The organism is Holdemania massiliensis AP2 (assembly GCF_000327285.1).
In the GTDB taxonomy this organism is placed as follows: Bacteria; Bacillota_I; Bacilli_A; order Erysipelotrichales; family Erysipelotrichaceae; genus Holdemania; species Holdemania massiliensis.
Window position 1 is genome coordinate 1,288,594 of record NZ_HE998567.1, and the last position, 14,994, is coordinate 1,303,587.

General features: G+C 48.0%; 13 protein-coding genes. 4 read left to right on the forward strand and 9 right to left on the reverse strand.

Features of this window, described 5'->3' with window-relative positions; all coding sequences use genetic code 11:
* Positions 1 to 259: 259 nt before the first annotated feature.
* On the reverse strand, positions 260 to 1,036 hold the full coding sequence (locus BN162_RS17770; RefSeq protein WP_020224191.1) for a GNAT family N-acetyltransferase: 777 nt from the start codon (positions 1,034 to 1,036) through the stop codon (positions 260 to 262).
* Between the two features lie 140 nt (positions 1,037 to 1,176).
* Between BN162_RS17770 and BN162_RS06060 the strand changes: the two genes are divergently transcribed.
* Genes BN162_RS06060 through BN162_RS17775 form a run of 3 tightly spaced genes read left to right on the forward strand, consistent with a single transcriptional unit; the run spans position 1,177 to position 3,875 of the window.
* Positions 1,177 to 2,070, forward strand: coding sequence for a class I SAM-dependent methyltransferase (locus tag BN162_RS06060; RefSeq protein WP_020224192.1), 894 nt, complete (start codon positions 1,177 to 1,179; stop codon positions 2,068 to 2,070).
* Positions 2,057 to 2,749, forward strand: a complete 693-nt coding sequence (locus BN162_RS06065) for an RluA family pseudouridine synthase (RefSeq protein ID WP_020224193.1) — start codon at positions 2,057 to 2,059, stop codon at positions 2,747 to 2,749. Before BN162_RS06060 ends, BN162_RS06065 begins: the two co-directional genes overlap by 14 nt.
* A 4-nt stretch (positions 2,750 to 2,753) precedes the next feature.
* Positions 2,754 to 3,875, forward strand: a complete 1,122-nt coding sequence (locus BN162_RS17775; protein WP_020224194.1) for a M15 family metallopeptidase — start codon at positions 2,754 to 2,756, stop codon at positions 3,873 to 3,875.
* 152 nt (positions 3,876 to 4,027) lie between these two features.
* Here the strand turns inward: BN162_RS17775 and BN162_RS06075 are convergent, their stop codons facing one another.
* The 8 genes from BN162_RS06075 to BN162_RS06110 all read right to left on the reverse strand — a co-directional run bounded on the left by BN162_RS06075 (position 4,028) and on the right by BN162_RS06110 (position 14,089).
* Positions 4,028 to 4,870 (reverse strand): PTS system mannose/fructose/sorbose family transporter subunit IID, encoded by an 843-nt coding sequence (locus BN162_RS06075; RefSeq protein WP_020224195.1) that lies wholly within the window; start codon positions 4,868 to 4,870, stop codon positions 4,028 to 4,030.
* Positions 4,871 to 5,094: 224 nt separating this feature from the next.
* The gene (locus BN162_RS06080) at positions 5,095 to 6,018 is read right to left on the reverse strand and encodes a LysR family transcriptional regulator (RefSeq protein WP_020224196.1); all 924 of its coding nucleotides are present in this window, start codon (positions 6,016 to 6,018) and stop codon (positions 5,095 to 5,097) included.
* Positions 6,019 to 6,092: 74 nt separating this feature from the next.
* Positions 6,093 to 8,081: an FAD-dependent oxidoreductase gene (locus BN162_RS06085; protein ID WP_020224197.1), complete on the reverse strand. Its 1,989-nt coding sequence runs from the start codon at positions 8,079 to 8,081 to the stop codon at positions 6,093 to 6,095.
* Positions 8,082 to 8,396: 315 nt separating this feature from the next.
* The gene (locus BN162_RS06090; protein WP_020224198.1) at positions 8,397 to 10,292 is read right to left on the reverse strand and encodes a hypothetical protein; all 1,896 of its coding nucleotides are present in this window, start codon (positions 10,290 to 10,292) and stop codon (positions 8,397 to 8,399) included.
* A 282-nt stretch (positions 10,293 to 10,574) separates the two neighbouring features.
* Positions 10,575 to 11,750, reverse strand: a complete 1,176-nt coding sequence (locus BN162_RS06095) for a macrolide family glycosyltransferase (protein ID WP_020224199.1) — start codon at positions 11,748 to 11,750, stop codon at positions 10,575 to 10,577.
* A gap of 97 nt (positions 11,751 to 11,847) precedes the next feature.
* Entirely contained in the window at positions 11,848 to 12,132 is a 285-nt protein-coding gene (locus BN162_RS06100; RefSeq protein WP_020224200.1) for an AbrB/MazE/SpoVT family DNA-binding domain-containing protein, read from the reverse strand.
* 304 nt (positions 12,133 to 12,436) lie between these two features.
* The gene (locus tag BN162_RS06105; protein ID WP_020224201.1) at positions 12,437 to 13,291 is read right to left on the reverse strand and encodes a patatin-like phospholipase family protein; all 855 of its coding nucleotides are present in this window, start codon (positions 13,289 to 13,291) and stop codon (positions 12,437 to 12,439) included.
* A gap of 63 nt (positions 13,292 to 13,354) precedes the next feature.
* A complete protein-coding gene (locus tag BN162_RS06110; protein ID WP_020224202.1) occupies positions 13,355 to 14,089 on the reverse strand; it encodes a peptidoglycan recognition protein family protein in 735 nt (244 codons plus the stop codon).
* Positions 14,090 to 14,210: 121 nt separating this feature from the next.
* On the opposite strand from BN162_RS06110, the gene BN162_RS06115 reads away from it, so the two are divergent.
* Positions 14,211 to 14,708, forward strand: coding sequence for an AAA family ATPase (locus BN162_RS06115; RefSeq protein WP_020224203.1), 498 nt, complete (start codon positions 14,211 to 14,213; stop codon positions 14,706 to 14,708).
* Positions 14,709 to 14,994: the final 286 nt, after the last annotated feature.

A 14,994-nucleotide genomic window follows, 5' to 3' on the forward strand; every position in this document is an offset into this window, starting at 1 on the left:
AAATGCTGTTTCCAGACTTTCTATATTATACATGAAACCATCGGCATTTCTATCCCTGAGCTGACGGTTTCAAAATTTTCATAAATTGATTAAGTCCTCCGCGGCAGCGTACAGCGATTATTAATAAAAAGTCATTTTCTTTCTCAATCGGAAATGCAGACTCGTCCTGTTTTTCAATCAGAAACCAACTGGCAGAATACATACGCGCTCATTTCCAAGCCGCTAAATTCTGCGAACGTCCTGGTAAGGAAAAGGAAGGTCAGTGTGATCCTTCCTTTTGGCGCAGCATCAATGTCCAGCCGCTGATCGGCTCAAAACCCAGCCGGCTGTAAATTCTTCCCGCTTCTTCATTCTCGAAGAACAAACATGGCTTTTTGCCTTCGCTTAACAACTGGCTGCACAACGCCGTCATGACGGCGCTGGCCAAACCGTGACGACGCCAGTCCGCACGGGTCGCCACACCCCCGATCATCGCCGCATCCGCAGTCTCCGCTGTGCTGTTGGCCTGGCAGACGACCTGATTTTGTTGTTCAATAAAGAAATGCCGGCCTTCCTGTTCGGCAATCCGCCGCGCGATCATGGCCACCTCATTATCCATGTCAAACACTTCATCCAACAATGTTTTTAAACGTGCGGCGTCCTCAGGGCGAGCCTGCTGGATCAAAAAGTCGGACTCTGCCTTGACTTTCAGCTCGCTCAGCTGACAGAACAGACATTCCTCACGGCTGAACGCATCAAAACTCAGCGTATCCAAAACCGCTGTGCGTCCCTGGATCGCCTGAATATCATATTCCTGAATCAAGCGCTCAACAAACTGGACGTCAACGCGATTTTCCTCACTGGCAATCACCAGATTATGGTAATATACCAGATAAATCCCATGGACAAATTCATCTTTATCAATAAAAACCGTCTGAAAGCCCTGGTTAAATCCATAGTTTTCAATATCTCCGATCAGAAACAAATTCAGCGACGGGTTTTGCCGGAGATAATCCAGACATTCCTGCCGATGTTTTTCGCTGCAGCGAATCATCATCGCAATCACCTCGATGTCTACTATTTTATCAAACTCCGGCAGTGAGGTGAACTATTTTTTCAACTTTCTTAATTTTTCCAGCATTCTCTGCGATAATAGAAAAGCCATGATATAATAAATAAATAAGGAGAATCAACAGGATGAAACGAATTGCAAATCAATGGAAAGATTACGAATGCTGCGATGCAGGCGATGGTGAGAAGCTTGAACGTTGGCAAAATATACTCTTGCGCAGACCCGATCCTCAGGCGGTATGGAAGAAAACCGATCATGCCGGATGGGATCGCATTCATGCGCATTACCACCGTTCCAGCCGGGGCGGAGGCAGCTGGGAGTTCAAACAGACTGTGCCGGAGACCTGGACGGTATCCTACAAAGAACTGACGTTTAAGGTTTCACCGACCGGCTTTAAGCATACCGGCTTATTTCCGGAACAAGCGGTCAACTGGGATTGGATGCAAGCCAAAATTCGCAAGGCCAAAGCTAACGGACGGCCGGTGCGGATTCTGAACTTATTTGCCTATACCGGCGGAGCGACGATGGCCTGTGCCAGTGCCGGAGCCGATGAGGTCGTGCATGTGGATGCCAGTAAGGGAATGGTGCAGTGGGCCAAAGAAAACATGGCACTGTCACATTTGGAAAACCGCACGATCCGCTTTATCGTCGATGATGTTCTGAAATTTGTCGCACGGGAAAAGCGCCGCGGTCATACCTATCAGGGAATTTTAATGGATCCGCCGTCTTACGGCCGGGGACCCAATGGTGAAATCTGGAAGCTGGAGGATCAGATCAACGAGCTGGTCAATGCTTGTCTGGATATTCTGGATGACGACGCGTTGTTTCTGTTAGTTAATTCCTATACCACCGGTTTTTCCTCCATCGTCTTAGAAAACATTCTGCGCACCACTGTGCTGCGCCGTCATTCGTCCGGCTATGTCTTTGCCGGGGAAGTCGGTCTTCCGATTACGCAGGACAACATGATCCTGCCATGCGGAATTTACGGCGCATGGAGTGATGAAGATGACGAAGTTTGAGATTTTATATGAGGATAATCACCTGCTGATCGTGGTCAAGCCTGTCAACATTGCGGTTCAGGCGGATGACAGCCATGATCCGGATCTGTTGACATTGCTGAAGCAGGACTTGAAAGAGCGGTATAAGAAACCAGGGAATGTGTACCTGGGCTTAGTGCATCGCTTAGACCGGCCCGTCGGCGGGGTCATGGTGTTTGCCAAAACTTCCAAGGCCGCTTCCCGACTCAGCGATCAGGTCCGCACCCGCAGCCTGAAAAAGACTTACCAGGCAGTGCTGTGCGGTCAGCCGCAAAAGTCTGCAGCAACCTTAAAAGATTGGCTGATCAAAGATGAAAAGACCAATCGGGTACGCACAGTTCCTCCAGCTTCACCGAAAGCGAAAGAAGCGATCCTGCACTATCAGATCCTGGGAGAAAGCGAAGGTTTGTCACTGGTGCAGATTCAGCTGGAAACCGGACGTTCCCATCAGATCCGCGTCCAGTTTGCCAGCCGTCAGCTGTCCTTGTGGGGAGATCAGCGCTACAATCCAAAGGCGCGTCCGGGTCAGCAGATCGCTCTGTGGGCAACGTCGCTGACACTGCAGCATCCAATAACGCATGAAAGCATGACCTTTGCCTGTTCACTTCCGAACAGTTACCCGTGGAATTTATTCTCTCATTCCAATCAGAAAGGAGATTGAGAACATGGCAACAAAAACGCCTGTGAAAAAACGAAAAGTCGTTCGCCGGAAACGCAGAAGGATTCGCAAATCCGTTCTTTATGGTTTAATCGGAATTGTGGCGGCGATCGTTCTGGTCTTTGTCCTGACGACCATTCCGAAGCTTTCAACGGACAGCAAGCTGAAGGGTTTGGGCTATTCCAAAGAAAGCATCGCGATGATCAAGAAGCAGAAACTGACCAAGACCATCCTTAACGATAAGCTGTATTCCGACAACCTCAATGCTGCGTTAGCCTCGGAAAGCTTCAATAAGGATTATCTGAAGCTGTATCTGGTTACCGATTCCCTGAACAGCGATGACACGCAGCTCTATGAGCGGCTGCGGGCACGGAATTACCCCGAGGACTCATGCCTGAAATTGTTTGAGAAGCTCAATTTCTGGGAAATTACGCCGCTGTTAGTCTTTGATTATGTGAGCGACGTCGAAGCCTACATTCAGGACTGCACCGATCATCGGGATGTTAACAGTGAGAATCATTTTGAACTCAGCGGAAAATACGTGAACTGGTATGACAGCACCTCTGCCTCCGATGCCAAAGATGTCAGTATGATCGTCAACAAGCGATATTATTTAGGGGAGAGCTATGCCCCAGAGGATCTGGTTCAGCTGAGCTTAACCTATGCCGCGAAGGATTGTTATCTTCGTCAGGAAGCGGCCGATGCCTTAGCCGCAATGTGTGATGAACTCAACGGCGGCGGCAAGCCGAAGATGTATGCTTCCTCCTCCTACCGCGACTATCAGTATCAGGTCGATTTGTATAACGGCTATGTCAATTCCAAGGGTGAGGAATGGGCGGATTCCATTTCTGCCCGGCCGGGCTTTTCCGAACATCAGACGGGATTAACCGTAGATATGGCTGCCACCGGCGCGCAGCTTTCCAAGTTTGCGGATACCGATGCGTTTGTCTGGATGCAGCAGAATGCCCACCGTTTCGGCTGGATCCTGCGTTATCCAGAAGGGAAGGAAATCATCACCGGCTACAGCTATGAAGCCTGGCATTATCGCTACCTCGGTGTGGAACTGGCTACAAAGGTCCATGATTCCGGCTTAACCTACGACGAATATTACGAATTGTATCTGCGTTAATTCCATTACGCTGCGGATCGGCATTGCCTGCCGATCTTTTTTTATTTATGCATCTTGGGTTCTCTTAGAGACAGAAAAACAGCCGGTTCTTTGCCTGCCTGCAGCATCCCCGACTGTTTGACTTAAATTTGTTGAGGTTTAGATATTTAGGTTTAGACTTCGACAATCCCCAAGGAAGCCAAGACGATCGCCAACAGCAGCACTGTCAGGATCAGCCGGTTGGAATTCATCCATTTCTTGCCCAGCATCCAATAACATAAGACAGCGAACAGCGCCGGCATCAAACCTGGCATAATCGAATCCATATACTTTTGAAGCGGGAATTCCTGCATCAGCATTTCTCCGGTCTGAGGATCGATTCCCAGGCTGACGGTCAGTGTTTTGAGCGGGAACTTGACCATCGTAGCGATCATGCCGCCGACCACCGTTAAGCCTAAAACCGAGGCGGCCGCAGTGATCGTTTCCTTAATCCCTGAGAGTGTATTGACAATCTTGGCGCCTTGCTGATAACCGATGTCATACAGCTTAAACCGAAGCAGCAGCACGGCGATTAACCAAACTTCCCAGATCATGATGCCGACTATGCTTCCTTCCTTGGCCATCGTCGCGGCAATCGATCCGAACACAGCACCCGGAATCATGCTGAAAATCGTATCGCCGACGCCCGCAAACGGACCCATCAGCGCGGTTTTCATGGACGAGGCAATGTCAATGCCGGCACCGGTTTCTGCCATTTCCTCTTCAATCGCGACGTTCATTCCGACAATGATATCCCCCATTGCCGGGGTGGTGTTAAAAAAGACCGAATGCGCCTGCAGGGCTTTTTTCTTCAGAGCCGGCTGATCGCCATACAGTTTTTCAATCAGCGGCAGCATGGTGGTCAGATACCCCAGCCCCTGCATTCGTTCGTAGTTCCAGCCGATCTGAGCATTCCAGATCCAGCGGAGATTGATGCGGCGAAGCTCTTGTTTGTTCAGGCGTTTCGTCTGTGTCATAACTTTGAGTCCCCCTCTTCTTTCTTATCCCTTATTCTGATTTTATTATAGCCCTATTAAAATTAATTGCCAATCAATGATTCATATTTTTAAAGGTTTTCAGGTTTTTTTATTCCAACTCATCTCCGCTAGTTCTTCACTCAGCCTGGTGAAGCAGAGGAATTCCCAGAAGTAAAACAAAAGATCCATAACCGGATCTTTTGTCAGTCCATGAGTCTTATTCGTTAAAGCAATTGAATCTGCGAAGTTTCAGGATTTTTCTTTACCTCTGCCGCATAGGCCTTGGCCTGTTCGATCAGTTGGTTGATTCCCGTACTGCGATAGACCCCTTTCTGGATCAGAATCACATCGTAGATCACAAACGGGTCGACCCAGTTCAGCTGCACCAGCCCCATCTGCCGCACCTTAGGAACACAAACATACGGAATCAGACAAATCCGGTTGTCATCCTTGGCGGTATTGATGACGGCATGAATGCTGCCTAAAAACAGCTCAGAAGACGGCCGTGCGCCGTTTTGCGTCAGACAGCGGCGGAATTCATCCGTAAAACAACAGTCCTCATACGTATAAGAGAAATTCTCGCGGTTCAGATCGCCGAGATGCACTTCTTCCTGCTGCGCCAAACGATGCTGCGGCGAGGTCATCAAACACAGCCGTTCTTCAAACAAAGGAACGATCTGCTGTCCTTCGCTTTCCTGAGTGTTGAGCATCTGCACAAATCCGATATCCACTTCGTTCTGATTCAGCCATTCCGGTACCCGTGCACAGCAGATCGCGTTGACCTGCAGCGTCAGCTCCGGCTGAGTCTTCTCCACTGCCGCAAAGAAATCGCCGAAAGCAAAACCGACCATCAGTTCGCCGCCGGCCACCCGGATGGTGCCAATCGCGGATTTCGTCTGATCGAACTCATACTGCAGCTTGAAATAGACGCTGAGCATTTCATCGGCATAGCGCATAAACCGCTTTCCATCATAGGTCAGCTCAATTTTTCCGCTGCGGTATTCTACCAGCTGAACCTGCAGCTCGTCTTCCAGGGAGCGGATATGCTTGGCAAGCGTCGAGGGGGCATAGCTTAGCTTTTCCGAAGTCTTCATGTAATTTTTTTCCTGAGCCAGCGTTCTGAACGTGATCAGCTGTTTAATATCCATCGTTGCTCTCCTTCGCTTCAAAAGCACCCATTATGAAAATGGATGCTTTTTTACTTTATGCTTTGTTCAGCGGACTACTTAGCGTCAGCGACGACAGTTTCGCCAGCTAATTTACCGAAGACAACCGTATCCACAACGGCATTTCCGCCTAAGCGGTTTGCGCCGTGAATGCCGCCGGTGATTTCACCTGCTGCATACAGACCGGAAATCGGCTGACCCGCTTCATCAAGAACGCGTGTTTCGGTATCGATCGTAACGCCGCCCATCGTATGATGGACGCAGGCCTGACGGGCTGTAGCAACCCAAGGTCCGTTTTCCAGCTTCGTAGAATACAGCGTTCTGCCGAATTCATCCGTACCGCCGTCAGCAGCAGCGTTGAAGCTGTCTACGGTTGCTTTTAATGTCGCAGCATCGATTCCCATCTGAGATGCCAGATCTTCCAAAGTATCCGCAACTAAAATATAACCGTTTTCTTTTAAATAATCAAACGTAAATCCATCCGCTGAACGCCAATTCGGATCTTGGATATCCACATAGCCCGCACCGTCGCCGGATTCCAGCATGTAGAACATCGAATCGGTCTGCGCCATGACAGCCAGGCAGATTTCATCACGGCGGCCGTCTTCACGAACGAAGCGCTTGCCTTCTTTGTTGATGAAAATAATCTGATCTGTTCCGTTGACATCACGCGGCGGATATTTTGTCAGCTGGCCGTCTTTGACATTGCCCAGATACAGCAGCTGAATCTGTTCCATATCGGTTAATGAAGCTCCGACTTCCAAAGCCATCGAGATTCCGTCACCCTGCGAGCTGCTGAAACGGTTCGTCGTCATAACTTTGCTCAAATCGTTCCACTTTCCGGACGTATTGTATTCCTGGACCATCTTGCTGTTGGCCGCAAATCCGCCGGTTGCCAGAACGACGCCCATGTTCGCGCTGACCGTAAATTCATTGCCGGTCTTATCCTTGCAGACAACGCCGCTGACCTTACCGGAATCATCCTGCACCAACTTTTCCGCAGTGCTGCTGGTCAGCACGGTGATCTTGTCGTCTTTCAGAATGTTTTCAACATAGGTAGAGATAAAGCCGGTTCCCATCTGCATCGTGCTGGTATGGGTTCTCTGCCACAAACTGCCGGCACCCTGACCGATGATATCGCTGAATTCCATGCCTAAGTTTTCAATCCATTCCAAGCCTTCAAACGAATCGTAGCACAGCACTTTGACTAAATCCAGATCGCCGACTTTATCGCCGTTGATCCAAGTCTGCAGCGCATACCATTCTTTCGTATCAAACAGATCGGTCCGGCCGCTGGCTTTGTATTCATCCCACTGCGCCTGAACTTCCTTCTGCAGAGCTGCATGCGCATCATCAATCGGATCCTCCGCCAACGCTTTTTCAATCGTCGTCTTGACTGCATCGGTCATCGTGACCTTACTCTGCAGCGGTTCATCCGGTGTGTTGTAAATAGCGCCGCAGACCAGCGTATCGCCGCCGACTTCACCGTTCTTTTCAACGATGATGACATTAGCGCCCTTCTGTGAAGCTGCAATCGCGGCCGCCAAACCAGCTCCGCCGCCGCCTACGACAACAACATCAGCACTCTGATCCTGCTGCGCATTCGCTGCGGTTTCCTTCATCCAGGCCGCCGGATCAGCGCCAGCCTGCGTCAGACAATCCTTAACGGCATTGATTACCGCTGCCGATGTGATTGTCGCTCCGGTCACGGTATCGACTGCCAAGCTCTGATTTGCAACAATTTCTTCCGGAATCAAGACTGTCGGCGCTTTCCCGCCTTCATCCAGCTCCGTTCCCGCTGCGTTTTTCAAAACGCCGCCAATCCCCGGTGTTTCCGAATCCTTCGTTACTTTAACGGAAACAATGGCGTCCTCGCTGAGTTCAACGCTGACTTCAACAACATCGTTCATTCCCTGCGATGTCGCGGTGTACGTTCCAGCCTTCATGCCTGCTGCAGCGGCCGGCTCATCCTGTTTCGGAGTAGAGCATCCAGCCATTGAACAGATCATGAGAAAACTGGTCAATAAAAGCATTGCCTTTTTCATTCTTCATTTTCCTCCTTTTGATCTTGTTAGAATTATATCATGTTATTTTTTTATCAACTCACACTAAAAGGAAATGTGTTCTCGCTTTTTTCGTGACTTAAGTAAGAGGCAAAACCTGCTTGTGTCTTTTCAAGAAAAAACGCCGTTGAAGCTTCGGCGTCTTTTATTTAATGCTCATTACCAGCCTGTTCTGACTGAGCTTGGAATTTACTTCTCATTCGCGGTCCTTGATTGATAAAGCCCGATGGATATCGTCAGCCGCTTCAGATCCAATGCAAAGCGATTTCAATCCAACCGGTTGAGTCCATTCTTTGATCAATCTTTTCGGATCGCTGACCTGTGTGATCCTGCCTTCGGACTGCTTTTCGGCTGACTGTCATGGACACCCTTCCAGAGTTTCAGAGCATAGTACAAAAACCGCTCCAATCCATAAATCACCAGAGCCACTTGAACCGCAGCCGTAGAAAGCGCCATGCTGGAAGTCTGAACTGACGTCGGCCGATAAACTACATCATAAGTGATCGGACTTTCACTTCCCAGCATATCGAATTGAACCAATCCGGTATTCTCAGCCGCATAAGGAATAATCGTATCGATCACTTCCCCATCTTTGATCGCATCTACCTGATAACCATAATAATAAGTGCGCGGAACAGTCAGCCATTGGCCCTCCGGTCCGGATTTGACGACGAATTTAAAATGCCCATATTCACTTTCATCAACCTCTTGATCCAGGATCAGCAGCTTCATGCTGCTGTCGATCATCGACTCACTCGGTGAAACAGCCCATTTTACCCATTCCCGGTAATCCTTGTAATCCACATCCGCCCCATAAGGCAGATAGTCTGCGCTGCTTAACTGCTGCACATTATAAACCGCTGTTTCCTGCGTATCCCCATACAGGCTCAGCTTGGCATCTTCAATTGTCATATCATCCGGATAGCCATAGATCTGATCATAATTGACTTTCAGCATGAAATACGTGGGAATCAAAATCACGATCACGCTGATCGCTTTTAGCAGCATTCTGAATTCCAGCTGCTTGAAGTTCCGGATAAAAACAGTCCAGTAATATCCTCCTGCCAGCGCCAGCATAGGAATGCAGACCGGCAATAACCTCTGGACGAACTGCATAAAACTGAAAAACGGGAACAACTGCCAGGGGAACAGCTTCGTCATCATCATCATACTGACATAACCGATGATCCAGCAATGAAAGATAAACGGATTGCGTTTGCGTTTGTCGCGCACCGCCAAGCCGATCAGCGGCATAAAAATCAGAAAAGGACCTGGAGAATTGTTCAGATAAATCGTTGTATCCACAGTAAAGTTAAATATTTCTGACAGATCTACCGCCGTAGCCGCCAAGCCGCCTCCCAGATTAAAGGTATGCGAAACTACCATATCAACAGCGCCCATCTGTTCCAGCATCGGGGCGATGAAAAACCAGGCGCACACCAGGGCCGCCGCAATCGCCTGCAGGATATTGAGCAGCCGGATCTTTTCATGCCACAGCTTTTTAAAATTGATCAGCGCAAACACCGCAAAGACAATGCACATGAGGATAAAGCTGATGTTATGCGACAGCACCAACCCGCAGTAGCCCACCGCCAGCCAGATCCACCGCCGGCTGTCCTTATACATCGTCTGATAAATCCCCGCCAGACAGATCGGGATGAACACCAACGCAAGCAATTCACCCAAACCGCCCCGCCGCAGAATATCTGTAATACTGTGGGTATTCAGGATCAACAGAAGCATCGACATGACAGCGGCATATCCGCTGCGCCGGCTGACTTTATAACTGCATAAGCCGATCATCAGCGTCGCTGCCCAGACTAAACCAAACACATATTTTTTATAAACCAGAACCGGGAGCATCCCGTCTGCCAACAAGGATGCCGGCCAATACAAAAAAAGATTGCAGTAGAAGATCGGCGTCGGATAACCGAAATTGAAGTTCTGGTTCCAGAACAGATAGGGATAGTCAACCTGATTTTGCTGAGCTTCCATCAAACTGATGATTCGGTTGATGTGAAAACCCGTATCCGCCCCCAGATGGACCTGACCATTGTTGAACGGAAAACAAAAAAATGAAGCGATCGCGAAAGCGATCAAGGCCAGAATCACAATCGTCACTGCCCACACCAGAATCGGTTTCTCTTTTTTTAATCGAATAACCTGATTTGTCATTGCTTTATATTTCATCATATTTTTTCAAATATCCTTTTTCAGTCACTATCTTCTTATTGTACTCAAAATATCTGTAATTAAAATAGTAAAAAAGTAAAATTAAACTTTTTATCATAAATCATCACGGACAAAAGCAACGTTATACCGATTCTGCTTAGAAATTGAAACCTTTCAGGATCCGCTCTTCCTGCCATTTCTGCAAAAAAAGATCCTGCTATCACTCCGCACATAACAACTGGAATGAATGATCCGCAGAATCTTTAAATTTTTTACTTCGCTTATAAGCTGCAGGAAGCTACGTTAGGGCTGGCTTTCCTGAATCCAGCCTTCGATCAGCTGAGCTGCCCGGACAGGTCCGCCGGCCTGATGGAAACTGCGGCTGATCAAGGCCGCGTTTTCTTTTAACGAAGGATTCGCAAGAGCCTGGTTCACTGCCGCTCGAATTGCGGCCGCACTGTTCTCCTTTAGCAGGATGCCGGCATTCAGCTCAACAACTCGTTGCGCAACCCCGCCCTGCTCGGCCGTTTGAGGATAAAGAATCAGCGGAACCTCAGCATTCAGACCTTCATTGACACTGTTCATCCCGGCATGTGTCAGAAATACCGCGGTTCGCTGCAGAACTTCAATTTGATCGACCTGCGCCTGAATTGTAAAATGGCCCGGGGCTTTCAGTTGAGCGGCCTGTTCCTCGGTTCCCACAGCCATGATCACCTCGCCCGGATAATCCCGCAGCGCTTCAATGCAATGCTCAAAGAAATCCAGATGCTGGTTGTTGACAGTTCCCAGCGAAATGTAAATGACGTTTTTTTCTCCATCATAAGAAGCCGTGGATTTTACCGAAGGACCGACAAATTGAATCTTTTCGGAGAAGGTATCGGAACACGGCTGAAATTCCTTCGATGTATAGACAATTGTCGGTGTCTGATCATCATTCTGCAGGATTGAAAGCAAATTTTTAACCGGATATCCTTGTTTCTGCAGCCGCTTCATCTGATGATGAATCTGCGGTAAAGAACGAACCAAACCGATCAGCTGACCAAAGCTCTGCTTCATAATCCTGGCTGAATAGCGGTTGAAAGCAAAGGTTGTGGTTGAAGAAATGAACGGAATGCCCAGCTTCAGCGCCGCAAATTTTCCCCAAACCGCCATCGAATCAGCAACGATGCAATCCGGCTGAAGTGTCCGCAGCTTCTGACAGACCATCGCATCCAGGGCTAACGTTGTATCGGTCAGCAGCTTTATCGAAGCGCCGACATCGTTAGTCATCTGTTTAATCTTTTCCGGATCGGCATTTTCGGTTTGCAGATAAGCATCGCAGCTGACAAACTGAGCGCCGGCCTCCTCAATCCGTTTTTGAAAAGCCGAGAATGAAAAATAAATCACCTGATGTCCGCACTTTGTCAGCTCCCGAACCACCTCCAGTGTAAGATTGGTGTGTCCGTACGCCGGAATGCAGAAAAATGCAAGTTTAGCCATAACGCCCTCCCTGACTGTATTGACAATCTTGCTTTGATGAATCCGTAAAATTCTTCAGCGGTACTGATGCAGCGTATTCCGTTAAGGATAAGCATCTTTATTTTCGGGTCTGACGAATGGATTGGGCAAAAGCCTTTGAATCCTCCTCCGGCATATCCGGATAAAGTTCCTTAGCCTTTCCCGAAAAGATGGCATCGGCTATTTTTTCAAATACGTCATACCGTTCAATCGCAATGCCTTTCTCCGCGTCCGCCAGCAGCATCAGCGTATCCCCAGGCTCAATCTGAAACAGATCACGGACTTCTTTCGGAATAACAATCTGACCTTTGGGTCCGACCTTAACTGAGCTCATGTATTTTCCGTCCTTCACTTGAGATTTCATGGTTTCCCTCCTTCTGTACAAAAAGTATAACTTGTATAACTTATATAACTATTTTACTGCTGAATGTTATAGCTGTCAACCGCCGTTGTTTTTTATTCATTTTCTTACAGGAATACTGCTTCCAAAGTATCAGTCAGCTGATCGCCATGGTCAGAGAAAAGGAGGATCTTAGTGCAGCTTTGATGAACAAAACTGCACCTGAACGTACATAGGCGTGAATAAATTTCTTATTTTGAATCGAAAGGTTAACTAAACAAAAAAATTTCCGATCCTACCAACCAGAAATTTTCTTAGTTTAATTCGTTCAGGCCTTGCCCAAGAAGCCGAGCAATTCCGCCTTGCGTGCTTCGCAATCGGCTTTCCCCAGTTCAAATAATTGTTTCAAAGCTTCGGCATCGCCGGAGAATCGTTTCACGCCCAGATTCTTTGAAGGTCTAAGCAGCAGCGCTTTGCCTTCCTTCTGCAGCTCATCGACGATATTCATTTCTTCATAGTAAACGTCGCTGCGGATTTTCAGCGCATCGATCAGCGCCTGGTTATGATAAGCCATTTTTGACGTATTCAGCAGTAGCTTGCTGCTGGGCTTACGGACATAGCCTTCATCCTTTGTTACAATGACCAGATGTTTATCACAGCCATAGCCCAGCGAACGCTTGATCGGCACCATCGTCGTCACCCCGCCGTCCATATACAGCCCATCGCGATACGGCACAGGCGAGCCTGCCAGCGGCAGCGTACACGCACCTTTTAATAAGCGCAGATCATCATCCAGTTCCTGTTTCTTCACCCATTCCACCTTGGATGTGTTCAGATTGAACAGGCCGATCTCAATTTCCATCGAAGACTGCCGCAAAGTATCCAGCTCATAATGAATTGTTTCTTTCAGCAGACGGTCAAACATAAAGTCATAGCCGACATAGTGGCGTTCTTTCAGCAGCGGATTCAGTCCTACGTTTCGCTTATCCGGCATATAGATGACGCCGACATCGTACAAATACTGCTTGTTTCTCATCGCAAAGCTGCACAGGTTCATGGCCCCAGCTGAAATTCCCACGCCGTAATCAAACTCGACCTCGTGATCGATCAGCCATGTTAAAACCCCAGCCGTATAAGCGCCGCGCATTCCGCCGCCTTCTAAAACCAGTCCGGTTTTTCCCATAAATTCACCTCAATCATACAATCACTTATTGTAACAAAAAAAACTGAATTTACCACTACAAAATTATTGTTTCGTCGCTTCCTGAACCATTTTTACAAATTCTTCGCTTCGCCCGGCAGCTAAAATCCGATGCGGACAATCCTTTCCTGAAAAGTCATGATGCTGCTTAATATCCTCAATCCGCAGATCATACGCCTTCATTAACTCCGCACACAGCGCCGCGGCATTTTCCAGCGTCTTTTCAAAATCGTTGCCTTCATTGACGCACAGTTCAATCCCAATCCCGGTCATATTGCCGCCACCCTCGGTCATTTTATCTCCGGCATGCCAGCCGACTTCCTCATCCGGCAGCGCGTGATAAATTGAGTGATCATCCACGGTATAATGCCAGGAATTGATATCCGTCTCATTGGTCTTTAAGTATTCGTTGTGATGCCAGGCATCCGCGCTGGCTGCTTCGTTATCTGTTTCATGAATCACGATCCAGCGAATTTCACGCTGAATCTGCGGACGATTTTGATGTCCCTGCGGAATATAATCATGAACCACGTCAATCCCATTGACCTGCTGCAGCTGTACGCCTTCCGTGTGATAAATCCGTTTTTCCCGAACCGGCCACAGCCATAACAAAAGCAGCGCGATCATCACTAATCCTGCCAGCACGCCCAATATTGCCAGTTTTCGGCGAATCGACGCTTTCAGCCGATACCGCTTATGTGCCCGTTTCTTCTTTCCGTTGGATGAACGTGCCGAAATCGTCCGCTTCTGCACGGTGGATTTCTCCCGCTGATTACTCATAAGCATCCCCAATCTGTCAATAACTTATGTTTATTTTATCATGTTCCCTGACTGAACAACGAAGGAAATTCTTAATTCTTTCTAACACATGCTATAATCAAGTCTAAAGGCAGGTATTCTTATGCAGAAAGTAATCTTTATCAGCGGAACCATGGGAAGCGGAAAAACAACAATCAGCCGACTCTGCAATGAAAAGCTCAGCCGGAGTGTTTGGCTGGATGGGGACTGGTGCTGGATGATGAGTCCCTTTCAGGTTCAGGATCAGACCAAAGCCATGGTGATGGATAACATTGTTTATCTGTTGAATCAGTTCTTGGCGCAGGCTTGCTTTGATCATGTTCTGTTCAGCTGGGTCATGGATCAGCCGGAAACTGTCCAACAAATTTACAATCGGCTGCAGGGAAATTTCACGTTTTATCACTTCACCTTGCTGCCTTCATCAACCCAGCTTCGCAGACAGCTGCAGCAGGATATCGACCGAGGTCTGCGGACAGCTGACTGTATCCCGCAAAGTCTGTCACGCTTGACCCATTATGATCTAATTGAATCAGAAAAAATCAAAGTCAATGGACAATCCCCGGAAACAATTACCCGGGAAATTCTCAGTCGTTTGAAATAGCTGTGTTATTTCTATTTTATACGGCTTTTCAGTTAGGATTCAAATTTGCTTCCTACACCTTATTGAACAAACTTAATGTTGAACAGATTTACTGCTTCAGAAGGCAAAAATTTTACAGTCTCATTAATTTCCTTTTGTCAAAATAATCGATATCTTCTTATTGATAGTCAGATTGAGAATGACGCCGACCGATATGCGGTTCAAATGTAAATAGGCTACCTCTGACAGCTCCGTATGCTTTCCTTTTTCGATATCAATTCTCTCATTTTTGTATCTAACGATTTCA